Origin of the sequence: Streptomyces sp. MBT53 (genome assembly GCF_016654115.1) — a bacterium.
In the GTDB taxonomy this organism is placed as follows: domain Bacteria; phylum Actinomycetota; class Actinomycetes; order Streptomycetales; family Streptomycetaceae; genus Streptomyces.
The window spans coordinates 19,339-45,123 of record NZ_JAEQAZ010000004.1; the positions used below are offsets into that span (position 1 = coordinate 19,339).

At 71.2% G+C, this 25,785-nt stretch carries 27 protein-coding genes; 11 read left to right on the forward strand and 16 right to left on the reverse strand.

Annotation, left to right across the window (positions count from 1 at the left end):
• Positions 1-79: 79 nt before the first annotated feature.
• A complete protein-coding gene (locus JHN45_RS02590) occupies positions 80-1,144 on the forward strand; it encodes a hypothetical protein (RefSeq protein WP_201047804.1) in 1,065 nt (354 codons plus the stop codon).
• 21 nt (positions 1,145-1,165) lie between these two features.
• Here the strand turns inward: JHN45_RS02590 and JHN45_RS02595 are convergent, their stop codons facing one another.
• Positions 1,166-2,041: a DUF427 domain-containing protein gene (locus JHN45_RS02595; RefSeq protein ID WP_201047805.1), complete on the reverse strand. Its 876-nt coding sequence runs from the start codon at positions 2,039-2,041 to the stop codon at positions 1,166-1,168.
• Between the two features lie 269 nt (positions 2,042-2,310).
• Between JHN45_RS02595 and JHN45_RS02600 the strand changes: the two genes are divergently transcribed.
• Both JHN45_RS02600 and JHN45_RS02605 read left to right on the forward strand, forming a co-directional pair.
• Positions 2,311-2,799 carry a carbonic anhydrase gene (locus tag JHN45_RS02600; protein ID WP_201047806.1) on the forward strand — a complete coding sequence of 163 codons (489 nt, stop codon included), beginning with the start codon at positions 2,311-2,313 and terminating at the stop codon, positions 2,797-2,799.
• Between the two features lies 1 nt (position 2,800).
• Positions 2,801-3,127 (forward strand): hypothetical protein, encoded by a 327-nt coding sequence (locus JHN45_RS02605; protein WP_200708475.1) that lies wholly within the window; start codon positions 2,801-2,803, stop codon positions 3,125-3,127.
• A 1-nt stretch (position 3,128) separates the two neighbouring features.
• Here the strand turns inward: JHN45_RS02605 and JHN45_RS02610 are convergent, their stop codons facing one another.
• Positions 3,129-3,731, reverse strand: a complete 603-nt coding sequence (locus tag JHN45_RS02610; protein WP_201047807.1) for a TetR/AcrR family transcriptional regulator — start codon at positions 3,729-3,731, stop codon at positions 3,129-3,131.
• A gap of 233 nt (positions 3,732-3,964) precedes the next feature.
• Here JHN45_RS02610 and JHN45_RS02615 point away from each other — a divergent pair, with 233 nt between their 5' ends.
• From JHN45_RS02615 to JHN45_RS02625, 3 genes are all read left to right on the forward strand, one after another.
• The gene (locus JHN45_RS02615) at positions 3,965-5,098 is read left to right on the forward strand and encodes an NAD(P)/FAD-dependent oxidoreductase (protein ID WP_201047808.1); all 1,134 of its coding nucleotides are present in this window, start codon (positions 3,965-3,967) and stop codon (positions 5,096-5,098) included.
• Between the two features lie 128 nt (positions 5,099-5,226).
• Entirely contained in the window at positions 5,227-6,051 is an 825-nt protein-coding gene (locus JHN45_RS02620; protein ID WP_201047809.1) for a DUF1684 domain-containing protein, read from the forward strand.
• 118 nt (positions 6,052-6,169) lie between these two features.
• Positions 6,170-7,147, forward strand: a complete 978-nt coding sequence (locus JHN45_RS02625; protein WP_201047810.1) for a winged helix-turn-helix domain-containing protein — start codon at positions 6,170-6,172, stop codon at positions 7,145-7,147.
• Between the two features lie 56 nt (positions 7,148-7,203).
• On the opposite strand, the gene JHN45_RS02630 is transcribed toward JHN45_RS02625, so the two are convergent.
• The gene (locus tag JHN45_RS02630; RefSeq protein WP_201047811.1) at positions 7,204-8,589 is read right to left on the reverse strand and encodes an NtaA/DmoA family FMN-dependent monooxygenase; all 1,386 of its coding nucleotides are present in this window, start codon (positions 8,587-8,589) and stop codon (positions 7,204-7,206) included.
• Complete coding sequence (locus JHN45_RS02635) at positions 8,586-9,686, reverse strand: LLM class flavin-dependent oxidoreductase (protein WP_201047812.1); 1,101 nt, start codon at positions 9,684-9,686, stop codon at positions 8,586-8,588. The genes JHN45_RS02630 and JHN45_RS02635 overlap by 4 nt, the downstream gene beginning before the upstream one ends.
• 457 nt (positions 9,687-10,143) lie before the next feature.
• On the opposite strand from JHN45_RS02635, the gene JHN45_RS02640 reads away from it, so the two are divergent.
• Complete coding sequence (locus JHN45_RS02640) at positions 10,144-10,902, forward strand: alpha/beta hydrolase (protein ID WP_201047813.1); 759 nt, start codon at positions 10,144-10,146, stop codon at positions 10,900-10,902.
• 2 nt (positions 10,903-10,904) lie between these two features.
• Here JHN45_RS02640 and JHN45_RS02645 read toward each other — a convergent pair whose 3' ends face one another.
• The 3 genes from JHN45_RS02645 to JHN45_RS02655 all read right to left on the reverse strand — a co-directional run bounded on the left by JHN45_RS02645 (position 10,905) and on the right by JHN45_RS02655 (position 13,695).
• Positions 10,905-12,137 (reverse strand): 4-hydroxybenzoate 3-monooxygenase, encoded by a 1,233-nt coding sequence (locus JHN45_RS02645; protein ID WP_201047814.1) that lies wholly within the window; start codon positions 12,135-12,137, stop codon positions 10,905-10,907.
• 363 nt (positions 12,138-12,500) lie between these two features.
• The gene (locus JHN45_RS02650) at positions 12,501-13,274 is read right to left on the reverse strand and encodes a maleylpyruvate isomerase family mycothiol-dependent enzyme (RefSeq protein ID WP_201047815.1); all 774 of its coding nucleotides are present in this window, start codon (positions 13,272-13,274) and stop codon (positions 12,501-12,503) included.
• Positions 13,275-13,332: 58 nt separating this feature from the next.
• Positions 13,333-13,695 (reverse strand): STAS domain-containing protein, encoded by a 363-nt coding sequence (locus JHN45_RS02655; RefSeq protein WP_201047816.1) that lies wholly within the window; start codon positions 13,693-13,695, stop codon positions 13,333-13,335.
• 171 nt (positions 13,696-13,866) lie between these two features.
• On the opposite strand from JHN45_RS02655, the gene JHN45_RS02660 reads away from it, so the two are divergent.
• Complete coding sequence (locus JHN45_RS02660; protein ID WP_201047817.1) at positions 13,867-14,364, forward strand: ATP-binding protein; 498 nt, start codon at positions 13,867-13,869, stop codon at positions 14,362-14,364.
• A gap of 37 nt (positions 14,365-14,401) precedes the next feature.
• Here the strand turns inward: JHN45_RS02660 and JHN45_RS02665 are convergent, their stop codons facing one another.
• Both JHN45_RS02665 and JHN45_RS02670 read right to left on the reverse strand, forming a co-directional pair.
• Positions 14,402-15,145, reverse strand: a complete 744-nt coding sequence (locus JHN45_RS02665) for a class I SAM-dependent methyltransferase (RefSeq protein ID WP_201047818.1) — start codon at positions 15,143-15,145, stop codon at positions 14,402-14,404.
• Positions 15,146-15,205: 60 nt separating this feature from the next.
• Positions 15,206-15,865, reverse strand: a complete 660-nt coding sequence (locus tag JHN45_RS02670; protein WP_201047819.1) for an alpha/beta fold hydrolase — start codon at positions 15,863-15,865, stop codon at positions 15,206-15,208.
• A 144-nt stretch (positions 15,866-16,009) separates the two neighbouring features.
• On the opposite strand from JHN45_RS02670, the gene JHN45_RS02675 reads away from it, so the two are divergent.
• Positions 16,010-16,582, forward strand: a complete 573-nt coding sequence (locus tag JHN45_RS02675; protein ID WP_201047820.1) for a Dps family protein — start codon at positions 16,010-16,012, stop codon at positions 16,580-16,582.
• Positions 16,583-16,753: 171 nt separating this feature from the next.
• Here the strand turns inward: JHN45_RS02675 and JHN45_RS02680 are convergent, their stop codons facing one another.
• Entirely contained in the window at positions 16,754-17,239 is a 486-nt protein-coding gene (locus JHN45_RS02680) for a MarR family transcriptional regulator (RefSeq protein WP_201047821.1), read from the reverse strand.
• A gap of 160 nt (positions 17,240-17,399) precedes the next feature.
• On the opposite strand from JHN45_RS02680, the gene JHN45_RS02685 reads away from it, so the two are divergent.
• Both JHN45_RS02685 and JHN45_RS02690 read left to right on the forward strand, forming a co-directional pair.
• A complete protein-coding gene (locus tag JHN45_RS02685) occupies positions 17,400-18,551 on the forward strand; it encodes a PP2C family protein-serine/threonine phosphatase (protein ID WP_201047822.1) in 1,152 nt (383 codons plus the stop codon).
• Positions 18,552-18,615: 64 nt separating this feature from the next.
• On the forward strand, positions 18,616-19,809 hold the full coding sequence (locus JHN45_RS02690) for a PP2C family protein-serine/threonine phosphatase (RefSeq protein ID WP_201047823.1): 1,194 nt from the start codon (positions 18,616-18,618) through the stop codon (positions 19,807-19,809).
• On the opposite strand, the gene JHN45_RS02695 is transcribed toward JHN45_RS02690, so the two are convergent.
• The 6 genes from JHN45_RS02695 to JHN45_RS02720 all read right to left on the reverse strand — a co-directional run bounded on the left by JHN45_RS02695 (position 19,810) and on the right by JHN45_RS02720 (position 25,768).
• On the reverse strand, positions 19,810-20,298 hold the full coding sequence (locus JHN45_RS02695) for a MarR family transcriptional regulator (protein ID WP_201047824.1): 489 nt from the start codon (positions 20,296-20,298) through the stop codon (positions 19,810-19,812).
• 85 nt (positions 20,299-20,383) lie between these two features.
• Entirely contained in the window at positions 20,384-21,010 is a 627-nt protein-coding gene (locus JHN45_RS02700; protein WP_236583246.1) for a PAS and ANTAR domain-containing protein, read from the reverse strand.
• A gap of 55 nt (positions 21,011-21,065) precedes the next feature.
• On the reverse strand, positions 21,066-21,515 hold the full coding sequence (locus JHN45_RS02705; protein ID WP_201047826.1) for a response regulator: 450 nt from the start codon (positions 21,513-21,515) through the stop codon (positions 21,066-21,068).
• Positions 21,512-23,161 (reverse strand): ATP-binding protein, encoded by a 1,650-nt coding sequence (locus JHN45_RS02710; protein WP_201047827.1) that lies wholly within the window; start codon positions 23,159-23,161, stop codon positions 21,512-21,514. The genes JHN45_RS02705 and JHN45_RS02710 overlap by 4 nt, the downstream gene beginning before the upstream one ends.
• 85 nt (positions 23,162-23,246) lie before the next feature.
• The gene (locus JHN45_RS02715) at positions 23,247-24,473 is read right to left on the reverse strand and encodes a PP2C family protein-serine/threonine phosphatase (protein WP_201047828.1); all 1,227 of its coding nucleotides are present in this window, start codon (positions 24,471-24,473) and stop codon (positions 23,247-23,249) included.
• A 269-nt stretch (positions 24,474-24,742) separates the two neighbouring features.
• On the reverse strand, positions 24,743-25,768 hold the full coding sequence (locus JHN45_RS02720; RefSeq protein WP_201047829.1) for a Ppx/GppA family phosphatase: 1,026 nt from the start codon (positions 25,766-25,768) through the stop codon (positions 24,743-24,745).
• Positions 25,769-25,785 lie beyond the last annotated feature (17 nt).

Sequence of the window (25,785 nt, forward strand, 5' to 3'; positions counted from 1 at the left end):
GCCTACTACTGGACAGGATCAGCTTGTTCATCGCGCTTCGGGGGGCGATAGCAGCATCACCCTCTTCATGGAGCCGAGCATGACCACCCGCTCTTTCCCGCCCAGCCCGGACCAACACGACATACCTCACGACAACACCGAGGGTGAGTACGTCGATCCGATGCACAGCCTGGTGCATGCCGCGGTAACCGACCGACCGCTGGAGGAGGTTCTCCAGCTCATCACGTTGCTGGAGCAGTCCCCGAAGTACGCGCAGGCCACCGTCGACGCCCTGCGGGCGATCGGTGTCGACCGGTCCGTGGAGGACGTGACGCGCCTCGTGACGCTGCTGACGCAGCCACCGCGCAATCGCGACTCCGCCGACGAGACGATCCGCGCGGCGGCCGAAGGCCGACCGGTGGAGGAAGTCACCCGCCTGATGGCCCTGTTGCACCGGGCTCCGCTGGAACCGCACTGCGGCGAGGAGGCGGTACGGGCCGCGGCCGGCCGGCCCGTCGAGGAACTCGTCCAGTTGATCGGCCGCCTGGCCGAGGAACAGGACCCACCCCTCCAGGCCTCGGGAACGGCGGCGGTTCGGTCCACCGTCCCGGCCGACGTCAGGTCGGAGACGACCGGACCGGTCCCGGCAAGCGCGCACGAGCCGGAGCACCCGGGCGACCGTCCGGCACGCCGACGACGTCCACGGCCTTCGCCTACGCCGGCTCGGCGCGCCGAACTCCCGGTCTGGCCGCGGCTGTTCGCGGCGGCGGCGCTCCTGCTGTGCGGGCTGTCCTATTTCCCGCTGCACCGGGACGGGGCCTCGGGTGCCGCCTACGGTTTCGCGCTCGGGGTCTCGATCCTGTGCGTCCTGCTGGCAGCGGCGCTGGTTCTCCACGGCGGGCTGCCCGTGCTCGCCGTGTCCACGGTGGTACCGGCCGCGTTGGCGGCGATCCAGCTGTTCGACGGACGGTTCCACTCCACGCGGCTGTCCCAGGCGCTGCGGATCACCGCCGTGCCGCCCTGGTCGGCGGGGCTGTTGGCCGCCCTCGCCGCACTGGCGGCACTCACGGCCCTGCTCGCGCTCCTCGCCGCACGGAGGTTCGGCAGGCAGCTCGTCCTTCCCGACGACCGGGTGCCGGCTGAGGCGAACCGGTCACCCAAGTAGGGTCGACGACCGCCGTCGTGCTCAACGAGCAGTGGTGTCAGGGTTGTTGACGGCGCCACTGCTCGCGGACGGCCCGGTCGAGGGCCGCCCCGAAAGCGTCTCGGTGAAGGGAGTGACGGGGCGTTCCAGGGTTTCGCCGTCCACGGTGATGTCGACCGCCTCGTTGTAGAAGGCGAGCAGGTCTTTGATGCCGCCCACGGCGGGGAGCGGCTCCGGATAGCTCCAGACGATGTTCGGCGGGACACCTGGACCGCCGGACCCGCCGCGCCACGACCAGTACGTGGCGGTTCCCTTGTAGGGGCATCCCGTGCTGTGGTCGGTCGGTTCGAAGAGGTCCAAGCGGACGTCCTCGCGCGGGATGTAGTACCGGGTCGGCAGGCCGGTCTCGAAGAGGAGGACCGGTCGGTGGGTGTCGGCGACGACCGTGCCGTCGATCCCGACCCGGACGTGACGGCTGCCGGGGAGGGCGTCGACGCGTTTGTGCGGGTCGCGGGGGTGGATGAAGATCTCTTCCTCCTCCTCGTACCAGTGGTCGAGGCCGCGCCCGACCCGCCGGAACCATTCGAAGGCGATGTGCCCGGCCAGATCCTCGGCGGGGAAGGTCCAGGCCGCGTTCTCCACCGACCGGCCGTCGATTTCGAGGTCGTAGAAGACGTGTGAGCCGGTGTGGGTGCCGGTCGGGGGGTTCTTCGCGGGGCGGAGCAGGTCCTCGCGGACCTCGTGGTGCGGGAAGGCGTAGAGGGGTACCGGAACTCCGGGCTCCCAGACGAGGACGGGGTGCCTGCTGTCGACGACGGTGACATCGCCCTTGAGGCCGCGGACCCAGCGTCGGCTCGGTTCCCACAGCAGTCCTTCGGGTGTGGTCCTGACGTCGCGCGCGGTGGGGAAGGTGCTCATGACCGTTTCTCCTTCGGTCCGGTTCGCCTCGGTGACAGTGTGGTGCGGCGCGCGGGCGACGGCGACCGGTCGGAGCCGAACACGCGTTTCCTTGCCAGTCGGCGACGGTGGAAGGTTCACTGGTCGGGTGCCGACCTTCGCCGCCACGCTGACGGGCTTCTGGCCCTCGCGTCGTGCCTACGTCTTCGATGTGTTCTGTTGCTGTGCGCCGGTCCCGAACACCGCTCCCGCACAACACCCCTGAGAACACACGAGAACCGAGGTCCACCATGTCCGTGACCGATGAACTGCTGGCCAACAACGCCCGATACGCGGAGACCTTCGAGGGTCCCCTCCCCCTGCCTCCCGCCAGGCACCTCGCCGTCGTGGCCTGCATGGACGCGCGGCTCAACGTGTACGCGATCCTCGGCCTGAAGGAGGGCGAGGCACACGTCATCCGCAACGCGGGCGGTGTGATCACACCGGACGAGATCCGTTCCCTCGCCATCAGCCAACGCCTCCTCGGCACCGAGGAGATCATCCTCATCCACCACACCGACTGCGGCATGCTGACCTTCACCGACGACGCGTTCAAGGCCTCGATCGAGGAGGACACCGGCCTCCGTCCGTCCTGGGCGGCGGAGGCGTTCGGCGAACTGGACGCAGACGTACGGCAGTCGATCGCGCGCATCAAGGCCGACCCCTTCGTCGTGCACAAGGAGAGCATCCGGGGCTTCGTCTTCGACGTGGCCACCGGAAAGCTCAACGAGGTCGGCTGACATGCGATTTCGCAGACGGAGAGAACTGCCCCCGCGTATCGAACTGCCCAACTCGCCCGAGGCGCTGATCCGTTCGGTCGTCCAGAGCCTCACGCGTCGAGCGGGCATCGACGCGCGACCCACGAGATCACTGGCCACCGTCATCGATCTGATCGAGAACGGCGAGACCGACATGGCCATCGACGATCTGGCGCACGTGATCGTGTGCTTCCGTCTCCCCGTCCACCGGGCCGAATACGATCAACTCGTGGCAGCCGCCCAGGAGTTGGACGAGTTGGACTCACTCACCGGCCTGAACGTCGAGCAGTTCGTGAGCGAGCAGGCCTGATTCAGGGGCGGGCGAGCGCCTGCCAGCCGTTGTCGAGCAGGTCGAAGGCGCGGGTGATGGCCTCGTCGGTGTCGGGGTGCCCCCGGGAGGCGCGGGGGGCTTCGAGGGCGAAGTGGGCCAGGGCGGCGCAGGCGGGGTCGCCGGAGGGAAGGCCGCTCTCTTCGGCGATGACCTGAGCCAGGGCGGCACTGTGGCGCAGCCACATGCCCTGGAGGTAGTCGCGCAGGGCCGGGGTGCCGTCGATCAACTCGAAAAAGGCGGTGAAGCGGGGGTCCGCGTCGGCCGCGGCCCTGCGGTGGCGCAGTGCGTGGTCGCGCAGCGCGGCCGGGATCGACTGGCCGTCGGGGCGTTCGCGTACGGCGGCGAGCAGTCGGGCCTCCTGGTCGGCGTCCTCGTCGAAGACCAGGGCTTCCTTGACGGGGAAGTGCTTGAAGAGGGTCGTCGTGGAGACGTCGGCGGCGTCCGCGATCTCGCGGATGCCGACGTCGTCGTACCCGCGCTCCAGGAAGAGGCGCAGTGCGGCGTCGGCGATGGCCTGGCGGGTGGCGGCCTTCTTGCGTTCGCGGCGTCCCACCGGGACGGGCGCGCTCCGGGTCTCGGTCATGACCGCCATCCTACCCCTCGCGGTGGACCGACTTCAAAAGTTGACTCGTTGCACTTATTGAGTTGCTGTGCTTTTCTGGAGCCGTGGCCGCGAGGCATCGCCCGGCCACCTCCCCCGTAACCACAACTTCCTGACCGGCGCGACCCTGTCCGCCCCCGCCACCTCAGCCGGCTGACCGCCCATACCCCTGCGCGCCTCGGCACAGCAGCGCGCGACCCGAACGGAGCACCACCATGAACACCACCCCCACCCCCCATATCGCGATCATCGGCGCCGGTCCCGGCGGCCTGACCTGCGCCCGCATCCTTCAACTGCACGGCATCACCGCCACCGTCCACGACCACGAGTCAGGTCCCGACCTCCGTGACCAGGGCGGCACCCTCGATCTGCACGAGGACAACGGCCAGATCGCCCTGCGCGAAGCCGGACTGCTGGAGGAGTTCTTCGAGCTCGCCCGCCCCGAGGGGCAGGAGATGCGACAGCTGGACCCGCGGGGCACGCTCCTCTTCCGCCACACCGCCGAAGAGGGCGACCGATTCAAGCCGGAGATCGACCGCGGCCAACTGCGGGAGCTGCTCCTCGATTCGCTTCGGCCCGGAACAGTGCGCTGGGGCCACACCCTCCAGTCCGTCGACGGCCCCGACGACGGGCCCCGGCGGCTGCGCTTCACCGACGGCACCACCGTCGAGGCCGACCTCGTCATCGGCGCGGACGGCGCGTGGTCCAAGGTCCGCCGCGCCCTCTCCCCCGCCACCCCCGAGTACACCGGTGTCAGCTTCCTCGAAGCCTGGTTCCACGACGTCGAGAACCGGCACCCCGACATCGCCGACCTCGTCGGCCGGGGCAGCGCCGCCGCGGCCGACGGCGACCGCGCCCTGTTCGCCCAGCGCAGCAGCGGCGACCACATCCGCGTCTACGTCATCCAGCGCGTCCCCGCCGACTGGATCACCGCGAGCGGCCTGACCATCGAGGACACCGACCGCATCCGGGCGCTGCTGCTGGAGCGGTTCCGCGACTGGTCACCGGCCCTGCGCCGGCTGATCAGCGACAACGACGGCCGCTACGTCGACCGCCCCATCAACGCCCTGCCCGTCCCGCACACCTGGGACCACAACCCCACCGTCACCCTGCTCGGCGACGCCGCCCACCTCATGCCCCCGCTCGGCGTCGGCGTCAACCTCGCCATGCTCGACGCCTGCGAACTGGCCCTCGCCCTCGCGCACCACGACACCGTCGACGACGCCCTCCACGCCTACGAGAAGACACTGCTGCCCCGCTCCACCGAGATGCAGCGACTCCTCGACCACGGCGCCGAACAACTGCTGTCCACCGAACTCCCCGACTTCGCCACCGACAACGCCCACTGACCGACCGGGTCGCGCTCCATCCCGACACGAAGCTGTCACACACGGCCGGAATCCCCCGCCGGGCGGCCGGGGTTGGCACTGGTAGGACCCCGTTTCGAGGCCTTGCCTCGTGCGACGAAGGAGTGATCGTGACCGTTGACGTCACTACGACGGATCTGCAGGCCTTCGCCCAGGAATGGCTGGAGTGGTACCGCGGTCAGGAGGAACGGCTCGCCGCCCCGCACGGATTCCTGGCGATCACCGGACTGCACTGGCTCGACGACCGGCCGCAGCGCTTCCCTGACGCGCCGGGTGCCTGGTGGACCGACGCCGAGGGAGTCGCCGTAGCCCTCGACGAGGGTGAGGAACTCGTCGTGGCGGGCACGCCCGTGCGGGGTGAGCACCGGTTCGGCGTGCTCCCCGAGCGGGGCGGTGTCGACGCGGTGTGGGGTGACGCCGTGATCGAGGTGGCCAGGCGCGGCGGGCACGACATCGTCCGGCCCCGGCACCCGGACGCGCCGCTGCGCACCGCCTTCGCCGGTACCCCCGCCTACGCACCCGATCCGCGCTGGGTGGTCCGGGGACGGTACACGGCCTTCGAGACACCGCGTCCGACGACCGTGGGCGCGGCGGTCGAGGGCCTGGAGCACGTGTACGACGCTCCAGGCCGGGTCGATTTCGAACTGGACGGACATCCGCTGGCCCTGACCGCGTTCCCCGGGCGCGGGCCCGGCTCGCTGCTCGTCCTCTTCACGGACGCCACCTCCGGAGTGACCACCTACGCCGCGAACCGGGCCCTCGCGCTCACCCCGCCCGCCGCCGACGGCACGGTCGTCCTGGACTTCAACCGCGCGGCCAACCTCCCCTGCGCCTACACCGACCTGGCCACCTGCCCGCTGCCGCCGGCGGAGAACCGTCTGCCGGTCGCCATCGAAGCGGGGCAGAAGATTCCGCGGGAGCGGGGCGGGGTCTGAGCCCCCGCCCGACAACCAAGTGCGCCTCTCAGTCGTCACCATGAGAGGCGCGCCGTTTTTGTGCGGCCCCGACCCCCCACCGATCACGCGCACTGACCACGCGCGGGAATGAGGTCGCATGCTCCGAATCCACTTCACCTCGCGGGACCTGCAGAGCATCCGGGTCGCCCGCCAGCCCCATACGCTGTGGGAACTCGTGTGTGGTGTCTGCCGGTTGGACAGCCGGCAGGGGGCGCTCGAATTCGGGCACTGGCGCCGCTCCGTGCGCGACGGGCTGGCCAGGGACCCGCGGGCCGGGCGCGCCCTGGTGCCGTTGCGGACGCTGATTCCTCCGGTGGGATACATCCCCGACTTCCTCACCCCGTCCGTCCCGGCCGGTGGTCTGGCCGACGGCCTCGACGAGGTACGGGCCACCTCCCGCGCCCGGTTGACCCGCGAGCTGTCCCGGCTCGCCGAGTCCCGTCCGCTGCCCTCGTGGGTCTCCGCCCTCGACCGCCCGGGGACCAGGGCCCTGGGGGCGTTGACGCGAGCCCTGGAACTGTCCTGCGAGACACTGCTCGAACCGTACTGGCCCCGGGTCCGGGCAGCGGTCGTCGACGATGTCGAACTGCGCTCCCGCGCACTCCTCGACGGCGGCACCTCCGCCCTCCTCAACAGCCTGCGCCCGCACGCCCGTTGGCGCCCTCCCGTGCTGGAGGTGGACTATCCCGTCGACCGCGAACTGCACCTGGAGGGGCGGGGCCTGCTGCTCGTCCCGTCCTACTTCTGCTGGCGCAGGCCCACCGGTCTCGCGGACCCCACGCTCGGGCCCGTGCTCGTCTACCCGGTCGCCAAGCAGCCCCTGGAGATCGTCCGCGCGAGCAAGGACGGGCTGGAGCGACTGCTCGGCCGTACCCGGACGGCCGTACTGGCGCATCTGGCCGGTCATGGTCCGCGGACGACGTCCGAGGTGGCTTCGGCGGCCAACATCGCGTTACCCAGCGCCAGTTACCAGCTCGGTGTGCTGCGCGACGGTGGTCTGATCGCCAGTCACCGGGACGGCCAGTTCGTACGGCACTCGGCGACTCCCCTCGGTCTGCGGCTGCTGGACCGCTGACACACCCCTGCGGTGGACACCGTGCCCAGGGGGACGGTGTCCACCGCAGCCAGGGGTCAGCCCAACTGCGCGCGCTGCGTGAGCGGTTCGCGCAGGGCCAGGTGTTCGCGGAGGGTCGTGCCGGTGTACTCGGTGCGGTAGACGCCGCGTTCCTGGAGTGCGGGGACGAGGAGGTCGACGATGTCGTCCAGGCCGTCGGGGATCAGATACGGCGTGACGTTGAAGCCGTCGACGGCGCCGTGCCGGACGTAGTGGGCGAACTTGTCCGCCAGTCCCTCCGGGGTGCCGACATGGCCGCGCTGGGGGCCGAGCGCGATGACGGTCTCGCGCAGCGACCAGCGGTTCGCGTCGGCCTTCTCCCGCCATTCCGTGACGACTTGGCGCGGATCGGCGATCCGCCGTGCGCCGAAGGAGCCGTCGTTCTCGGCGACGACCGGGTCCTCCTTGGGCAGCGGCCCGTCGGCGTCGCGGCCGGAGAGATCGATGCCCCACAGAAGTCCGGCGATGCCCAACGCCGTTGCCGGGGTGACCTGTTGGAGGCGGATCCAGCGCTTCTTCTCCAGGGCCTCCTCCTCCGTGGCGCCGATGATGATCTCGGTGCCCGGGAGGATGCGCAGATCGTCCTCGGGGCGGCCGGCGGCCCGCAGCCGGCTGCGCAGGTCGTCGGCGAAGGCGAGCGCGTCGTCGAAGTCGTTGCCGTGCGCGGAGAAGATGACGTCGGCGTTGCGGGCGGCGAAGTCACGGCCCTCGCCGGAGTCCCCGGCCTGGAAGATCACCGGATGCCCCTGGGCGCTGCGCGGCAGGGTGGGTACCAGGTCGACGTCGAACTGCGGTCCCCGGTGGCGGACTTGGCGTACGGCGCCGGGTACCGACCAGGCCGGTCCGTCGGCCGAGTCGGAGACGGCCGCGTCCGTCCAGCCGTCCCAGAGGGCGCGGGCGACGGTGAGGAACTCCTCGGCGCGCCGGTAGCGGTCGGCGTGGTCGAGGTAGCCGCCGCGGCGGAAGTTGGCGCCGGTCCAGGCGTTGTCGGTGGTCACCACGTTCCAGCCGGCGCGGCCCTCGGAGAGCAGGTCGAGGCCGGAGAGGCGGCGGGCGAGGTCGGCGGGTTCGTTGAAGGTGGTGTTGGAGGTGCTGACCAGGCCGATCCGGTCGGTGACGGCGGCCAGCGCGGCGAGTTGGGTGATGGCGTCGGGCCGTCCGGCGACGTCGAGGTCGTGGATCTGTCCGTCGACCTCGCGCAGCCGCAGCCCCTCCCCCAGGAAGAACGCGTCGAACAGGCCGCGTTCGGCGGTCTGGGCGACGCGCCGGAAGTTGGCGGGGTCGATCTGGGAGCCGCTGGCCGGATCCGACCAGACGGTCCAGTGGTTGACGCCCTGGAAGAAGACCCCGAGGTGGAGCCGGGCGTCCGGGCGGGGCACGTCGAGGGGGTCGGTGCGGGTCATCGGGCTTCCTCCTGGACGGCCGCGGCGGCGTACCGGTTCGCGGGCCGGTCGAGGCCCAGGTGAGTGCGCAGGGTCGCGGCGGGCAGGGGCCGTAGGGCGTGCCGTCGTTCGAAGAGGTGGGGCAGGACCAGCCGGGAGAGTTCGGGGAGGTCCTCGTCCAGCACCAGCGGGTGCAGCCGCACTCCGTCCACCACTCCCCTCAACTCCCCCAGCAGCAGGGCGAGTCCGGCGGCCGAGCCGATGTGGCGCAGGCGTCCCCGGTCGGGCCAGGGCGCGTGGCGTTCGAGGTCGGCGACGCGTTCCTCGGCGGTGGCGTGGGCGGTGTCGAGGGCGACCTCGATCTCGGCGAAGGCGAGGGGCGTTCCGGCGGTGGCCGCGCCGGAGGTGACGGCGGCGAGGTCGCGGCCCTCGACGAGGGCGACGTCGAGCTGCCCGGCGGGCACACGGCCGGGGTCGCCGAGGACGACGAGCTGGCCTTGCGGCGGACGTGGCACGATCGCCGGGCCCTTGACCGTGTAGGTGTCGCCGGTGAAGTCGACGTAGTGCAGCCGCTCGCGGTCGAGGTAGCGGCTGGTGGCGACAGAGCGGATGACCGCGTCGTCCTCCCAGGAGTCCCACAGCGCGCGGACGACCTCGACGCCGTCACGGGACTCGCGGGCGCGGGCCGCGGCCCCGTCGACGAGCGGGCGCCCCCACACAGTGGCGGCCTCGGGCCGCGTCTCCTCGCTCACCACCCACCCGGCACGCCCGAGCGAGATGTGGTCCAGGGACGCCAACTGGCTGGAGACATGGAACGGTTCGGCGTAGGTGAGCGGCACGACCGGTGCGACGCCGACGACGCTCGTCGACGCGGCGACGAACGCGGCCCGTTCCACCGCGCCGATCCGGCCGACCACGTCCGGGCCGGTGCCGGGCGGGAGCGCGCCGTCCTCCAGGGTGAGCAGGGTGAACCCGGCGTTCTCCGCGTCGGCGGCGACACGGGCCACCCGGCGCGGGCTCAGCAGGTGGTCGGGCGAGTGGGTGGCGCGCCGCCAGGCGACGGGATGGGCGCCGTCGCCGTCGATTTCGAGGGCGAGCCGCAGAGCGGAGCCGGACATGGGTGTTCCTTCCGAGAACGCGTCGAGACGGACGGCCCGTGGGGCCGACGTGGGTCAGGGGCGTACGGAAGGACAGACGGCGGAGGCGGTACGGCAGTAGTCGACGTGCCGGCGAGTGATCAGCCGCGCGCCCGGGACGACACCGTGAGGTGCCCTGTCACGTGCGCGCATGGGGCCTCCACCCGTCCGAGAGCGATCGCCTCAACCTTCGTCGCCGGTCCCGGAAGATGTCAAGAACATTAGATGTACGTGCATACGGCAGCGGCTCGACAAAATGCGGTGGCCGCGCGGACGAGGGGGCTGCTAACTTGCCGTAGGCCGTGAACGCACGCGAGGAGGTGAGACCCATGAACGCAGTAACCAGGTGGGTGCTCCCCCTCTTCTCCACGGTTGGGCCAGCGATCTAGAGGTCGCCGGGAGCGCCGCACGACAAGGCACTCCCGAAAGGCAACACGCCATGAACTCAACGCACTTCCACTTCACCGCCGAGACCACGTCCGACGGTGTCGTCCAGCACGACTTCACCATGGGCGAGATCACCGGAGCCCTCTGGTCGCCGGAGTCCGATGCCGAGCGTGCGCCCCTGGTGCTGATGGGGCACGGCGGCGGCAACCACCGGAAGTCCCCCGCCATGACGGGCCGCGCCCAACTCCTCGTGGCCCAGGCCGGTTTCCACGTCGCCGTCATCGACGCACCCGGCCACGGCGGCCGACCGCGTACGGCGCACGACGAGCGGGAGATCGCCGCCATGCAGAAGGCGATGGCCGCCGGCGAACCGGTCGGCGAGATCGTCGTCCGCTACAACGGTCACCTCGCCGAGCGTGCCGTACCGGAGTGGCTGGCCACCCTGGACGCCCTCCAGGAGCTGCCGGAGATCGGCACCGAGGGACCCGTCGGCTACTACGGCCTGAACATGGGCACCGCCATCGGCATCCCGCTGACGGCGGCCGAACCCCGCATCACCGCCGCGGTGTTCGGCCTCTTCTGGTACGACGACGCCCTCGCCGAGACGGCCCGGAGCATCACCGTTCCGATCGAGTTCGCCCTCCAGTGGGACGACGAGCACATCCCGCGCCCGTCCGGTCTCGCGCTGTTCGACGCCTTCGCCTCGAAGGAGAAGTCACTGCACGTCAACTCGGGCGCGCACAAGGAGCTTCCCAGGTTCGAGGCGGACAGCGCGGTGCGGTTCTTCGCCCGGCATCTGCGCCGTCGCTGACCTCAACGCGGCGGCCCCGCGCTTTCTCCGAACTCCAGCCCTGTCATGAGTTCGGAGAAGGCGCGGGCCGCGCCGGGGGCGGTGAAGAGCCGGTCGAGCCGGGCGCGGGCCAGGCCGCGCCGGAAGGGGCCGGAGTCGGTGGCGTCGCCGGCGTCGTGGAGCATGCCGGTCATCCAGTGGGAGAACTCCTGGTCGCTCCAGACGCGGCGCAGACAACGCGCCGAGTAGGTGCGCAGGCCCGTGTCGTCGTGGTCGTGGACAACGTCGCGTACGGCCCGGGCGAAGAGATCGGCGTCGTAGAGCGCGAGGTTCATGCCCTTGCCGCCCATCGGCGAGACGATGTGGGCCGCGTCGCCGACGAGGTACAGGCTGCCGTACTGCATCGGGTCGTGGACCAGGCTGCGGAGCCGGAAGATCTCGCGGTCGGTGATCGGGCCGGAGACGAGGGCCGGGTCGCCGAGCCGGGTGCGCAGGGCGTCCCAGACGCGGTCGTCGGGCCAGGCGTCGGGGTGGTCGTCGGGCGGGCACTGGAGGTAGTAGCGGCTGGTGTAGGGGCCGCGCGGGAAGTGGGCGGCGAAGCCCTGCGGGCTGACGGCCAGCAGCGGGTGGGCCGGGGGCGGGGCGTCGGCCAGGACCGTCAGCCAGCCGATGCCGTGATCGAAGGCGTACGGCGTGAGGGCCCCGTCGGGGACTGAGGTGCGGCTGACGCCGTGCTCGCCGTCGCAGCCCGCGACGAAGTCGCAGGTGAGGGTGCGGAGTTCGCCGTCCGCGGTGCGGTAGCGGACGGTGGGGTGGTCGCCGGTCAGGTCGTGCAGGGAGACGTCGGCGGCCTCGAACCGCAGGTCGCCGCCGTTCGCGAGGTACTCGGCGGTGAGTTTCTGGACCAGCATCTGCTGGGGGCAGAGACGGGCGGTCGGTCCGTCGGAGCCGTCGTAGTCCGAGACGAGATGGGGTTCGCCGTCGACGCGGAGTTCCAGGATGCCCTGGTGCGGGACTCCGCCCAGGACGCGGTCGGCGAGCCCCCAGGAGTCGAACATGCGGACGGCGCGGGTCTCGACGATGCCGGCCCGCTGGCGCTGTGCCACGTACTCGCGGCTCCGGCGTTCCAGCACGACACAGTCGACGCCGCTCTGCCGCAACAGGTTCGCGACGGTCATGCCGGCCGGTCCCGCGCCGATCACCACCACGGTCGTGGATTCCGGCGACTCGCTCAACTCACCCGCGCTGTCGGCCACTTGACCACCTCCGGAGTCACCCTAGCCGAGCGGATCCGGTGGCCGGGCGGCGTTCCGTCAGCCGCGAATGGTCGCGGGGAAGGACGCCGTCGTGTCGACATAGCACTTGCGGACCAGTGGGCACGATCACGTGGAAACCGGTGCCGTCCGCGTTGCCGATCGGGCGCCCACGATCTTGGCGCGCTCCCCGCGGAGATGAGGCGTTCGAGGACGCCTGTTCGATCATGAAAGCTCCCCCCGGTCGACTCTCTTGTCCCACTGCGACGCAAGGAACCCGCCGCCGGTGGTGGTGCAACCAGGGAAAAGGGCAATCCCGCCCGCCCCGCTCACGCTCCCTGCCCCTATGAAGGTGCCGGACAGACCTTAGGCCTCCGGGTCCCAGGCGATGAGCTGGTCGAAGAGCCGTCGCTCGCCGTCGTGCTTCAGGGAGTCGACGTAGATACGGCCGTACAGGAAGAGGACCAGTTCACCGGCCGTGGCCCGGGCGGAGGCGTAGGCGGTGTCGGCCGGAATCGCCGCGGATGCGGGAATGCGCGTGGCCCGCGCGCCGGCGGCGGAGAGTGCGAGGCGCCAGGATCGGCCCTCGGTGGCGTGGTAGTCGACGGTGGCGGGGTCGTGCGGCCAGGCGCTCGCCGTCGCGCAGCAGGTGAACAGGAACTCCTCGACACCGTCCAACGCCGCCTCCTCCGGCAGCGGCTGCGGCTCGCCGACGGTGATCTGGGCGTCGTAGGTGTGCACCGTGGCCTCCTGGACCTGGTGTCGGGCTACGGCGCCGGACGTCTGCGGGGACCGCGAGTCGGCCCACCATGTCCAGCAGCCGCGATCGGCGCCGAACTCCCGCAGTGCGCCGAGGAGTTGGCGCGTGGACTCGGCCGACCAGGCGAGCAGCGCCTCGCGCTCCCGGGGAGCTTCGGAGGCGGCGGGGGGTGTGGGGCCGTCGGCGGGGCCCGCGGTGACGTTGGCGGCCCAGCGGCGGTGCACGTCGCCCAGGTGGTGCGCCAGGTCGAGCAGTGTCCACTCGGGACAGGTCGGCACCTGTGCATCGAGGCTGGGCGCGGCGGCGACCGCGGCCCGGAACGCCGTCGACCGTTCGTCGATCAGCCGCAGCAGATCCGGGAATTCGAGAGTCGTCGTCACGCCGAATGTCTATCACCGCGCTCCGCCGACGGGACAGCGGATTTCTCCACCCCAACTGTCAGTCCGTGAGGGCCTGTTCGACCGTCGGACAGCAGTCGATGACTCCGTCGATGCCGACGAGCTGGATGATGCGCAGTACGGAAGGAGCGGTCCCGGCCAGTCGCAGCCAGCCGTCCGCCTGGGTGAGTGTGTGGTGGACGGCGAGGAGAACGTTGATTCCGCTGGAGTCCATGAAGGTGACCTCGCGCAGGTCGAGGACGACGTGTGGTGCGGCCCCGTCCGGCAGCTCCAGCGCCTCCCTCAGCGAGCCTGCCGTCTGCTGGTCGATCTCTCCGGCCGCGACCACGACCACGGTGCCGTCCACCACGTCGGTCCTGACCGACAACCGCCCCGGCTGCCCCGCTTGTTCGGTGTCCACCATCTGTCCTCATACAAGAGTGGGTGAGCGCTACGGATCAGGACGTTCATCCGAAGTGCTGCCCCGCATCGTACGGTTGATGCCCGCGTCCGGTGGAGCCGAGGGAAATCGACGGAGTGGGTGGTGCCTCACGGGGTATGCGCGGGGCACGCAGAAGGCGGTGAAACGATCCGGATGGAACCAGACTCTTCGGAGGACGACGACACAGCGCCGCAGGCCAGGGCACGGACTCTGCCCCTACGGTCCACCGTGGCACTGGACGGGGACGGCTCGTGCATCGCCGAGGCCCGGCGACTGGCCGCGATGTTCCTCACCCGGGCACGGGTCGAGTACGGGTTGCCGGTGTCGGCCCGCGCCATGGATCTCACGCAGTTGGTGGTCAGCGAACTGGTCACCAACGCCCGCAAGTACGCGCCCGGACCGGTGTTGATGGATCTGCGGATCGTCGGTGCCCTGGTCGAGGTGGAGGTGTGGGACTCCGATCCGGTGCTGCCGGTCGCCCGTGCCGCCGATGCCCGCCGGGTGGGCCAGCACGGCCTGGAGATCGTGCGGGCCGTCGCGCGCGGCTTCGAGGCGCGGCGCGAGCCGGTGGGCAAGCGCATCACCGCGCGCATCGCGCTGACGGACGGCCCCGACGCGGGTGTCACCGGCGGCGGGCCGCACCCCATGTGAGCCGGAGTGGTCAGGGCGTGGCCGGGACGCGGAGGGCTCAGGGCTTGTCCGGGACGCGGTAGACGGAGACATGTGAAGTCGACTCGGCGGTGAACTCGGATCCGTCCCAGTCAGCGTGTCGCGACTCCAGTTCGAAGCCCGCCAACTGGGCCATGAGGTCGAGTTCGGCCGGCCAGATGTAGCGGTGCGGGCTGAGGTCGACGCGCGCCTGTCCGGCCCCGTCGAACCGGAAGTGGTGCGACACGACGTGCTGGTTGAGGACGTCGTAGGTGTCCAGACCGATGTAGTCGGGGTCGGTCAGCCAGACGGTGGCGTGCTGGCCCGGCGGCAGCTTGCGCAACTCGGGTACCCAGAGCTCGATCACGAACCGGCCGCCCGGTGCGAGATGGCGGGCGGCATTGCGGAAGCACTCGACCTGCGCGGCCTGGGTGAGCAGGTTCGAGATGGTGTTGTAGACGAGATAGACCAGGCTGTACTCGCCGGGCACGACCGTGGTCGCCATGTCGCCGATGGTCACGGGAATCGTCGCCTCGTCCGCCTTGGTCCGCAGCCGCTCCACCATCGGCCGTGACAACTCGATACCGGTGACGGGGACTCCACGCTCGGCGAGCGGCACGGCGACCCGGCCGGTCCCGACGGCGAACTCAAGTGCCGCACCGTCTCCGGCGAGTTGGGCGAGTCGGTCCACGGTCGGCCCCAGCGTCTCGGGCGCGAACATGCCGGTGTCGGGAGTGTCGTAGCGCCGGGCGGTGTCGGCGTCCCAGAGATTCTCCTGCTGCATTCCGCCAACGGTCGCGCCCGGCCGCCGAGTTGTCCAACGAAATTCCCGCGCCGAGGGGGGCTAGAGGAACTCGCCGATGCGGGCGGCGAGTTGGGGCCAGAGTTCCTGCGGGAGGTGGTGGCCCATCCCGTCGAGGATCAGCAGTTCGGCGCCCGGTACGGCGGCGGCCGTGGCGTGGCCGCCACTGACGTCGCACACGATGTCGGCGGCGCCGTGCACGACCAGCGTGGGTACCCGCAGGGACCGAAGGCGTTCGGTGCGGTCGCCCGTCGCCACGACCGCGAGGCCCTGCCGCTGGACGCCGAGGGGGTCGTAGCCGCGGTCGAAGACGCGTCCGGCGCGGTCGGCCGCCGCCTGCGCGTCGAAGGCGAAGCCGGGGGACGCGGCGAGCCGCAGGGCGCGCACCTGCCACTCGACGAACGCCTCCCGGTCCCGCCCAGGCGCGCTCAGCCCGGCGAACACCCTGGAGCCGGCCTCCCCCGCACCGGATCCACCGGTCGTGGACATCATCGAGGTGATCGAGCGGACCCGCTCCGGGTGCTCGATCGCGGTCAGCCGGGTGGAGGGTGTGCAGGCGGCCGTCGAGAGGTCACCGGTCACGGGCGTCGCGAAGTCCGGGACGGGTGCGCCGATGAAGTGTGCCGACCGGCCGCAGTCCCGGCTGTCGAGCTGTATCACCTGCGAACCCCGGTCCACCACCGCCCGGCAGACGCCCGACACGCGGAGGTCCCTCGTCCCGCCTGGGGTGTCGTGGCCGACGTACGTGATGTGTCACGCAGGAACGCCATGTCTGACTCCGCCGGACGCGGGCACCCGTGAGCAGGTAAGGAATGACATGCTCCACGCGATGACCTGAGGTGAACCATGACCGAGGAGATCAAGGACCTGACCCCCAAGTACACCGTTCCCGGCATCCGCCGCGAGGACGCGGGCCGGCTGATCGGTGTGCTGCGCCTGCGGCTCCACTCGCTGAACGATCTCCACCTGACGCTGAAGCACGTGCACTGGAACGTCGTCGGGCCGCACTTCATCGCCGTGCACGAAATGATCGACCCGCAGGTCGATCAGGTGCGGGAGATGGCCGACGACGTGGCCGAGCGCATCGCCGCGCTGGGCGGGGTGGCACCGGGCACGCCGGGCACGCTGGTGGCCGAGCGTACCTGGGACGACTACTCCATCGGCCGGGCCGACGCCATCGCCCACCTCGGCGCGCTCGACGTGGTCTACACGGGGCTGGTGGAGGACGTCCGTGCCGCGATCAAGGTGGCGGGCGAGATCGACCCCGCCACCGAGGACCTGCTGATCGGGCAGCTGCGCGACCTGGAGCAGTTCCAGTGGTTCGTACGGGCGCACCTGGAGAGCGCGGGCGGCGCGCTCTCCACCGGTGACGCGAGCTCCGAGACGGAGGCCGCCGCCAAGGGAGCCGAACTGGGCTGACGGCGACGGGCGTTCGGTCCACTCTCCCGCAGGCCACCGACGACACCCGCGAAACTTGCCGTTTGACAACTATGGCCATGAGGCAAGAAAGTAGCGGGTGTCATCGCACCAGGGGGAAGGATCTGGGATGTCCCGGTCGGCGGAGGCCACTCCGTGCACCGGGCGGCTCGGTCAGGCGGTGCGGCTCCCGGAGGACTCGTCGTGGTCGTGTATCTGCGCCGACGCCACCGCGCAGAACGCCTCCAGGCCGGTCAGCAGCGCATTGCGCCCGGCGGCAGGCATCTGCGCCAGCACCGCCCCCAGCGCCTCCTCCCGGCGGGCCCGCAGGTCCGACAGGAAGGCCCGCCCCAGACCGCTGAGATACAGGCGCACCTCGCGCCGGTCCGTGGGGCTCACTTCGCGGTCGACGAACCCGGCGGCCTGCAGCCGGTCGCAGAGCCGACTGGTCGACGGCGGGGTCGAGGCGAGGTGGTCGGCGAGGGTGCGCAGGTTGATTCCCTCGTGGTGTTCCAGGATGAACAGGACCCGCAGTTGCGACGCGGACGCGGGCGCGGTCGAGGCGCGCCCCCACAGGACTTCCAGTAGCTCCGCGGCTGTAGAGGTGACGCGCGCGACCTCGTCGGGTTCGGGGCGGGGGTGGATGGACGTCACGATCACACTCTCGCAGGCACAGGGACGGCCCCCAGCCTACTAGGCACGCGCGACGGACACGGATGGACGAGACGACACGCGGCGCCGGGGCCACACGGCCCAGCACGGAGCGGGCGATGCGTTCTCCCAGCGAGAGATTGGCATACCTACGATCGTGAACAGATTCATGGCTGTCGAGCGGGCGCTGCGTACCGCGGCTCCCCACGAGCTGCCCGACGTGATCGGCCGGGAACTGGTCCGGCGATACGCGGCGGACTCCGTCGACCTGCTCGTGGCCGACTACGGACTCACCGTGCTGCAGCCCGTCACCGACCTGCCGCACACCCTGCCGCCCGTCTCCCTGCACAACACTCCGGCCGGCCGTGCCTTCGGCGCCCAAGAGCCTTTCGTGGAGGGGAACTTCGGGGACGGCAGCGTTTGTGCGCACCTTCCGATCAGTGTGCGCGGGGACCGCCTCGGCGTACTCTCAGTGACCATGCCCGGCGGCGACCACGTACGCGGGTGTCTGCCCGAACTGACCGAGCTGGCCGAGGTGTTGGGACACGAGGTGCTGGTGGCCGAGCGTGACACCGACCTGTATCTGCGGGCCAGGCGCAAGGACCGGCTCACCCTCGCGGCGGAGATGCAGTGGCAGTTGCTGCCCGGCCGCTCGTGCTCCCGCGCCGAGTTCGAACTCGGCGCCCAACTGGAGCCCGCCTACGCGATCCACGGCGACAACTTCGACTGGTCCGCCACCGCCGACCGCCTCACGCTCTACGTCTCGAACGGCATGGGCGAGGGCATCGAGGCCTCGCTGCTGACGAACCTGGCGGTCAACGCCCTGCGCAACGCCCGCCGGGCGGGCATCCCCCTCGCCGATCAGGCGGCCCTCGCGGACCAGGCGGTGTACGCCCACTACCGGGGCCGTAGCCATATGTCCGTGTTGATGTTCGACTTCGAACTCACCACCGGGCGGGCGCGGGTGGTGGACGCAGGTTCGCCGCAGACGCTGCGGCTGCGCGACGGGGTGGTGGAACGGGTCGTCTTCGACGCGCAGTTGCCGCTGGGCATGTTCGAGGAGACCGACTACGTCGAGCAGGACTTCCGGATCGAGCCCGGGGACCGGATCCTCTTCGTCAGCGACGGGGTGTACGCCGTCGCGTCGCCCAGAGGTGAGGCATACGGGGACGCGGCACTGGCGCGGGCGATCCAGCGTACGAGGCTGCTGCCCGCCGCCGAGGTGCCCAGAGCCGTACTGCGCGAACTGACCGGCCACCGCGGCACACCGACCCCCGACGACGACGCCCTGGTGGTGTGCCTGGACTGGCGCGGGCGGTGAAGTGTCTCCTGCCGTGCCCTCCCCCACCGGCATGGCACTAGTGTGAAGACACTGAGCCGGAAGGGTGAACACCGTGAGCACCTCTGAGCCGTTCCCCTCCGTGGAGAGCGAGTTGCGGTCGGCTCCGCCCAACGCCTTGGTGGCGACGGCCCGCCGTCTCCTCGGCGACCGCGCCGGGGCCCGCGAGGTCAGTCTTCTCCTCGCCGACTACGGCCTGCGGGTGCTGCGCCCGGTGGACCCGCTCCCGGGCACCGACGAATCACTGTCCGCGTACGACGGCCCGGCCGGGCGGGCCTTCACCGGTCAGACGCCGGTCGTCGAACCGGCTGCCGACGGGACCGCCGCCGTACACGTACCGGTCTCCGTGCGCGGCGACCGCCTCGGCGTCCTCTCCGCCCGCGTCCCCTCCCCCGGTGCCGGTCCGGCCGGGGTGCGCGGACTCGCCGCGTTCGCCACCGCCCTGGGCCACGAGATCGCCGCGGCGGAACGCGACACCGACCTCTACCTCCTGGCCCGCCGCACCCGGCGCCTCACCCTGGCCGCCGAGATGCAGTGGCAGCTCCTGCCGGGGCGGGGCTGCGAACGACCGGAGTTCGAGATCGGCGCCCATCTGGAACCCGCGTACACCGTCGGCGGCGACAACTTCGACTGGAGCACCGACGGCGATCACCTCACACTGACGGTCACCGACGGAATGGGCCGCGGCATCGACGCCGCACTGCTGACCGGCGTCACGGTCGGAGCCCTGCGCAACGCCCGCCGCGCCGGCCTGTGCCTCGCCGACCAGGCCCGGCTGGCCGACCAGGCGGTCTACGCCCAGTTCGGCGGCAAGGCGTACGCCTCCACCCTGCTGCTCCGCTTCGACCTCGCGACCGGCACGGTCCAGGCGGTCGACGCCGGCTCGCCCCGCCTGTACCTCCGGCGCGGCGACACGGTACGGCAGATCGAGCTGGAGACACAGCTCCCGCTCGGCATGTTCGAGGAGACCGCCTACGACGAGCAGATCTTCTCGGTACGGCCGGGAGACCGGCTCGTGGCCGTGAGCAGCGGCGTGCACGGGGCCCGGTCGCCGGAGGGCACCCTGTTCGGCGAGGGCTCGCTGCGCAGGGCCTTCGACGCGGCACCGGCGCAGGCTCCGCAGGAGGTCGCGCGGTCGGTGGTGGCGGGCCTGGTCGAACACGTCGGCAGCACCGACCTGACCGCCGACGCGGCCGTGGTGTGCCTGGACTGGCACGGGCGCGATTCCGCGGCTCCCTGATCAACCGCCCGGGGCGGCCGGACCGCGCCACCGCGCCGCGGCCAGTGCCCGCAGGCCGCGCTCCAGGGCCACGCGGTCGTCCGGTTCCATCGCGCCCACGACTTCTGTCAGCGCCCGCGACCTGAGTGCGGCGACCTCCGCGAGCACGTCGCGGCCGTGCGCGGTGAGGCTCAGCCGTATCTCCCGGCGGTTGTCCGGTGCCGGGTCCCTGAGCAGCAGCCCGGCCGCCTCCAGCCGGTCACAGAGCCGACTCACCGTGGGCAGTCCCGCATCGAGACGCTCGGCCAGCATGGTCAGATTCGCGCCCGGTGCGGCCTCCAGAGCGTGCAGGGCGCGCAGTTGATGCGGCGAGAGACGCACCGACGCCTCGGCCGCCGCCGAGGTCCACAGCCCCGTCAGGCCGTCCACGGCGTCGGCGATCCGGCCGGCGACGGCGTCCGCGCTGTCCGCCCGCGACCGTTCCTGGTCAGCCTCCCCGTGCGCTGCCACTGATTCGACACCTCACGGAAGTCGACAGTGTGGTGGTACGTCGCTCATGCGGTTGCTCTACCCGGGTTTCCGGCACCCAAGCAACTCACTCGCGGTCGGGATAGAGCACGGCCGAGACCCGCTGGTGCAGGTCGTGCTGAGGCCTGCCGGGTGCGGTGGGCGCGGCCTCGCGCACGGACTGGGCCAGTGTGCGGAGCTTCATGTTGGCGTACTGGGAGTGTCGGCGCAGCACCCGCATCGCGATGTCCGCGTCGATGCCGTACAGGGCCATGAGTACTCCGCGTGCCAGGTCGACGTCCACCTGCGAGACCCGGGCCCGGTCGATGTCGGAGTCGGCGGCACGGCGGGCCTCCTGCCGTACCGGTGCCGTCACGTCGACCGCGAAGCCACGCAGCACCACCACGTCGCCGTCGTCGCCGGTACGGCCGTCGCCCACCAGGACGACGTTGCGTTCCGCGTCCTGTGCGCCCACCACTCGGAGATAGCAGCTGAAGGGATGTCCGGTCGTCCTGCCGTGCTCCAGGGCGCTGTCGAGCCGGGCCCGGTCCTCGATGTGGACGCGCTCGCGCAGCAGCCCGGCGGTGGGTGTGACGGCGTCGGGTTCGTGGCCGAGCAGCCGGAACATCTCGTCCGACCACCACCAGGTGTCCTCCGGCAGCCGGTGCAGGAACACCCCGGTCACGTCGTCCGCACGGCCGTCCTCCGGCACCATGGCCCTCACCAACTCACCGTCCGGTTCGTCACCCCCTGAGAACGACCGTAGCGCGTCAGACCGAGCGATGGGGCAGGCGGACCACCTGCACGAAGAAGTCGTCGATCTGGCGGACCGCGGCGATGAACTGGTCCAGGTCGACCGGCTTGGTGACATAGGCGTTGGCGTGCAGCTTGTAACTGCGGAGGATGTCCTCCTCGGCCGACGAGGTGGTCAGGACGACGACGGGGATGTGCACCAGTTCCGGGTCGGACTTGATCTTCTCCAGTACCTGGCGGCCGTCGTACTTCGGCAGATTGAGGTCGAGCAGGATGAGGTCCGGCTGCGGGGCGCCGGTGTGCGCGCCGCGCTTGTAGAGGAAATCGAGTGCCTCCTCACCGTCCCGGACGACATGGAGGGTGTTGCCGATCTTGTTGTCCTCGAAGGCTTCCCGGGTCATCAGTTCGTCGCCCGGATCGTCCTCGACGAGGAGCACGTCGATCGGGGTGGCGTCGGGGAGGGTCATGTCAGGGCCTTCTCGTCGTCGGTGGCTGCGGAAGCTTCAGGGTGTTCAACGGCTTCGGTGCCTTCGGTGGTGTCCTCGGCCTCTTCTGCCGCAGGTAGCGTGAAGCAGAAGCGGGTGCCCTCACCGACCGTGCTGTCGATCCAGATTCGGCCGCCGTGGTGTTCGACGATCTTCTTGCACAGGGCGAGTCCGATGCCGGTGCCGCCGTAGGCATCGCGGCTGTGCAGCCGCTGGAAGATGACGAAGACCTTGTCGGTGAACTCCTCGGGGATGCCGATGCCGTTGTCGGTGACGCACAGGAGCCACATGCCGGGGTTCTCGGGGTCGGGTTCGCAGGTGACGGACACCTGCGGGGCCCGGTCCGGCCGGCGGAACTTGAGGGCGTTGCCCACGAGGTTCTGCCAGAGCATGGTCAGCAGTGTCGGGTCTCCGACGGTGTCGGGCAGGGTCTCGGGCCGGTCGATCCGCGCGTCCGACTCCTCGACGGACGCCGCCAGGTTCCGCAGCGCCTTGTCCAGCGCCTGGCCGAGGCCGGCCTTCTCCCGGATGTCGTCGAGGCGCCCGACGCGGGAGAAGGTGAGCAGGTCGTTGATGAGCACCTGCATGCGTTTGGCGCCGTCGACGGCGAAGTCGACGTACTGCAGCCCGCGTTCGTCCAGCTTGTCCCCGTACCGTTTCTCCAGCAGCTGGCAGAACGAGGCGACCTTGCGCAGCGGCTCCTGCAGATCGTGCGAGGCGACATAGGCGAACTGCTCCAACTCGGTGTTCGACCGGCGCAGTTCGACGGCCTGGGCGTCCAACTCGTCGGCCTGGTGGCCGAGTACCTCCTCCTGCTCGCGGGAGGCGTCGAGCTCGGCGACGATCCGTCTGCGCATGCCCTCGACGGCTCCGGCCACGGCGATGAGGTCGGCCGGGCCGTCCCCGTGGATGCGGTGCGCGAAGTCGCCCGCCGCGACCTGTTCCGAGGCCTTGGTCAGCGCCTCCAGGGGGCGGGTCACCAGCAGTCGTACGAGGACGGCGAGGGCGACGCCGGTGAGCAGGAAGACGGCGACCATGGCGCTCAGGACGACGTTGCGTACCGTCCGCTGATGGGCGAGGTGGGCGTGGCCCTCCTTCACGGCTCTCGCGAGGTCGACGTTCTGCTTCGCCCAGAGGGAGCGCAGATGGTCGAACCCGTGCTTGCCGCTGTCCACGGTGGCCTGGTCGACGGCGCCCGGCCGGCCGGGCGTGACGGCGGCGGCGAGGGGCTCGGCGTAGTCCTGCCGCCAGGCCACCGCACCGCGCTCCACCGCCCGCAGATCGGCGAGCAGTCCAGGCCGGTCGCGGAGTTGTGCGCGCAGTCTGGCCGCCGAGCGGGCCTCGTCCTGCTTGCCGCTGGTGTACGGGGCGAGGAACTGCTGGTCGGCGGCGATCGCGTAGCCGCGGATGCCGGTCTCCTGGTTGACCAGGGCGGCCTGCAGCCGGTACGCCTCGGTCTGGGCGGGCTGTACGCGCTGGAGCAGATCGTCGGTCACGTCGGCCGTACGGCTCAGCAGGTTCGCGCCGATCGCGCTGCCGATCACCACCAGCAGCACCATGAGCGCCAGCGTGAGGAAGAACCATCCCTGTACCGTCAGCCGGCGCCCGATCCCTGTTCCGCCCGCCATGTCCCTCACCGTTCGTCTCGTTGCGACAGCCTCTTGTCCCACCTGCTCGTTTCCGGCGCGGTGAATCACGTCCGGGGCAGCTGTCTCATGTCCAGTGCAGGTGCAGCACGGCCACATCGTCCGCCAGGCCGCCGCGGGTCTCGGCCAGGGCCTCGGCGCGGGCGATCAGTTCGTCGACGAACGGCGCCGGGGCCAGCGCGGCCCGCTCGCGGGCCAGTCCCAGCAGACCGTCTTCGCCCAGGCGCTCCGAGCCCCGGCCGACGTGCCCCTCGAAGAGTCCGTCGGTGAAGAGGACCACGGCCGCGCCCGCCGGTACGGAGAGCTCCACGACCGGCCAGTCCGCGAGGCCGGGAACCAGGCCCAGTGCCGGACCGCCGGGCACCTCCACCCACTCCACACCGCCGCCGTCCCTCATCAGCAGTCCGTGGTGTCCGGCGCGCACCACGCGTGCGGTGCGCTCGCCGGGTGCGGCGGTGAGACAGACGAGGGTGGCGAAGACCTCGCCGCGGACGCGCTCGGCGACGAGGAGTTCCTCCAGCCGGGCCACCTGTTCGGCGCCCGTGACACCGCTGAGCACCAGCGTGCGCCAGGCGATCCGCAGCGCGACGCCGAGGGCGGCCTCGTCGGGACCGTGCCCGGAGACGTCACCGACCACCGCGTGGACCGTGCCGTCGACGCTCTGCACGATGTCGTAGAAGTCACCGCCCAGCAGCGCCTGCGCGCGGCCGGGACGGTAGCGGGCCACCGCCTCCACGCCCTCGCCGCGCAGCAGGGGCCTGGGCAGCAGCCCGCGTTCCAGGCGGGCGTTCTCCTGGGCCTGCATCCGGCTGGCCTGGAGGGCGACCGCCGCCCGCTCGGCCTGCTTGCGCTGGATCGCGTAGCGCACGGCGCGTCCGAACAGGCCCGGTTCGACCCGGCCCTTGACCAGGTAGTCCTGTGCCCCGGCGGCGACGGCGGCGAGTCCGGTCTCCTCCTCGGCGAGTCCGGTGAGGACCACGACAGCGGACTGCTCGGCACCCGCCCGTACCCGGGAGAGCGCCTCCAGCCCATGGGCGTCAGGCAGGTGCAGGTCGAGCAGGACGCAGTCCGGTACGTCGGCGGCGAGCGCCTCGGCGGCCTCGGCCATCGAACGCACCCACCGCAGCCGTATCTTCAGCGCGCTGTCGGCGACCAGTTCCTCCACCAGCAGCGCGTCGCCCGCGTCGTCCTCGACCAGCAGGACGGAGGGCTCCCAGGCCACCCAGGCTTCCGGTCCGACTCCTTCGTCAGCCACCGACAGCAGGTCGTCGGCCCGTGGCCGTGGCACCACCATGGACCTGCCCTCCCCACCGCGTCGTCCCCCGCGAACATAGTTGCCATCAGACAACAGTCGAGAGCATACCGGTACGCAGGGACGTCCCGTACGCGCCGGGCGAGGCAGGGACCACGACCGTCCAACCCGCCCCGCGTCCAGCGTTGTTGAGGGTACGACGGGCGGCCGGGAAACGGCGCGGAACCGCTTCCTTCGTCGCCGAACCGTACGGAGGGCCGGGGTCGCACGGATCCGAACCGAACGGCGGGGGGCGAACGGAGTTCGGACCGTCAGCGGTCGACGGTCGCCGATTCCGGACCCGGTGCGATGCGCAGCGCGGCCCTTCCCGCCGGTTCCGCGTCGGCGCTGCGGCGGGTCATCTCGGTCCACCAGGAACCGCCGTCCTCGATGTACCGCAGCAGGATTCCCTCGCGGATGCCCCAGGGGCAGACGGTGACGGTCTTGATGCCCGTCAGCTTCATCACCGTGTGCCCGACCACGGCTCCGGCCAGGCTCTGCGCGGCCCGCGGTGCCGAGACGCCGGGGAGCTGGGCCCGTTCGGACGCCGCGAGGGCGGCCAGCCGGTCGAGGCCCACGCGCAGCTCCGAGCGCACCAACCTCCTCTCCACGAAGGGACCTTGGCGACCGGGCGCGGCACCGCAGAGTCGGGCCAGCTGCTGGAAGGTGCGTGAAGTCACCACCGTGGTCCGTGGCCCTTCCCAGCGGATCCGCGCGGCCACGTCCCGCAGTTGGTGCCGCACCTCGCGCCGCATCGCCTTGACCGTCTGCTCCGGCGGCCGGTCCTGACCGGGCAGGAAGTCCCGGGTCAACCGGCCCGCGCCGAGCGGGAGGGACGCCACGAAGTCCGGCAGCCGGCCGCGCCCGAACGCGACCTCGAAGGATCCGCCCCCGATGTCGAACAGCGCGAGCGGTCCGGCCCGCCAGCCCATCCAGCGCCGGGCGCCGAGAAAGGTGAGCTCGCCCTCCAGCTCCCCCGGCAGCGTGGACAGCCGTATCCCGGTCTCCGTATGCACCGAGCGCAGCACGTCGAGCCGGTTGGGCGCGCCGCGGACGACCGCCGTCGCGAAGGCGAGGGGCCCTGCCGCGCCCCAGTGCCGGGCGGTCTCCTCGGCGGCCGACACCGCCTTCACGAGCTGGCGCACGGCCTCGTCGGGGATCTCACCGTGCGGCCCGACGCGCTCGGAGAGCCGCAACTTCCACTTGGCCGTGTGCACGGGCAACGGCACACCGTCCCCGACATCCGCCACCACGAGCCGAACCGTGTTCGACCCCACGTCCACCACACTCATCCGCATGAGCCGGTGAGTACCCA

Bases quoted from the DNA above. Each gene is read 5' to 3' on its own strand.
- JHN45_RS02590 (WP_201047804.1), top strand. From the start codon at position 80: ATGACCACCCGCTCTTTCCCGCCCAGCCCGGACCAACACGACATACCT.
- JHN45_RS02595 (WP_201047805.1), bottom strand. From the start codon at position 2,041: ATGAGCACCTTCCCCACCGCGCGCGACGTCAGGACCACACCCGAAGGA.
- JHN45_RS02600 (WP_201047806.1), top strand. From the start codon at position 2,311: ATGTCCGTGACCGATGAACTGCTGGCCAACAACGCCCGATACGCGGAG.
- JHN45_RS02605 (WP_200708475.1), top strand. From the start codon at position 2,801: ATGCGATTTCGCAGACGGAGAGAACTGCCCCCGCGTATCGAACTGCCC.
- JHN45_RS02610 (WP_201047807.1), bottom strand. From the start codon at position 3,731: ATGACCGAGACCCGGAGCGCGCCCGTCCCGGTGGGACGCCGCGAACGC.
- JHN45_RS02615 (WP_201047808.1), top strand. From the start codon at position 3,965: ATGAACACCACCCCCACCCCCCATATCGCGATCATCGGCGCCGGTCCC.
- JHN45_RS02625 (WP_201047810.1), top strand. From the start codon at position 6,170: ATGCTCCGAATCCACTTCACCTCGCGGGACCTGCAGAGCATCCGGGTC.
- JHN45_RS02630 (WP_201047811.1), bottom strand. From the start codon at position 8,589: ATGACCCGCACCGACCCCCTCGACGTGCCCCGCCCGGACGCCCGGCTC.
- JHN45_RS02635 (WP_201047812.1), bottom strand. From the start codon at position 9,686: ATGTCCGGCTCCGCTCTGCGGCTCGCCCTCGAAATCGACGGCGACGGC.
- JHN45_RS02640 (WP_201047813.1), top strand. From the start codon at position 10,144: ATGAACTCAACGCACTTCCACTTCACCGCCGAGACCACGTCCGACGGT.
- JHN45_RS02655 (WP_201047816.1), bottom strand. From the start codon at position 13,695: ATGGTGGACACCGAACAAGCGGGGCAGCCGGGGCGGTTGTCGGTCAGG.
- JHN45_RS02660 (WP_201047817.1), top strand. From the start codon at position 13,867: ATGGAACCAGACTCTTCGGAGGACGACGACACAGCGCCGCAGGCCAGG.
- JHN45_RS02665 (WP_201047818.1), bottom strand. From the start codon at position 15,145: ATGCAGCAGGAGAATCTCTGGGACGCCGACACCGCCCGGCGCTACGAC.
- JHN45_RS02675 (WP_201047820.1), top strand. From the start codon at position 16,010: ATGACCGAGGAGATCAAGGACCTGACCCCCAAGTACACCGTTCCCGGC.
- JHN45_RS02685 (WP_201047822.1), top strand. From the start codon at position 17,400: ATGGCTGTCGAGCGGGCGCTGCGTACCGCGGCTCCCCACGAGCTGCCC.
- JHN45_RS02700 (WP_236583246.1), bottom strand. From the start codon at position 21,010: ATGGTGCCGGAGGACGGCCGTGCGGACGACGTGACCGGGGTGTTCCTG.
- JHN45_RS02705 (WP_201047826.1), bottom strand. From the start codon at position 21,515: ATGACCCTCCCCGACGCCACCCCGATCGACGTGCTCCTCGTCGAGGAC.
- JHN45_RS02710 (WP_201047827.1), bottom strand. From the start codon at position 23,161: ATGGCGGGCGGAACAGGGATCGGGCGCCGGCTGACGGTACAGGGATGG.
- JHN45_RS02715 (WP_201047828.1), bottom strand. From the start codon at position 24,473: ATGGTGGTGCCACGGCCACGGGCCGACGACCTGCTGTCGGTGGCTGAC.
- JHN45_RS02720 (WP_201047829.1), bottom strand. From the start codon at position 25,768: ATGCGGATGAGTGTGGTGGACGTGGGGTCGAACACGGTTCGGCTCGTG.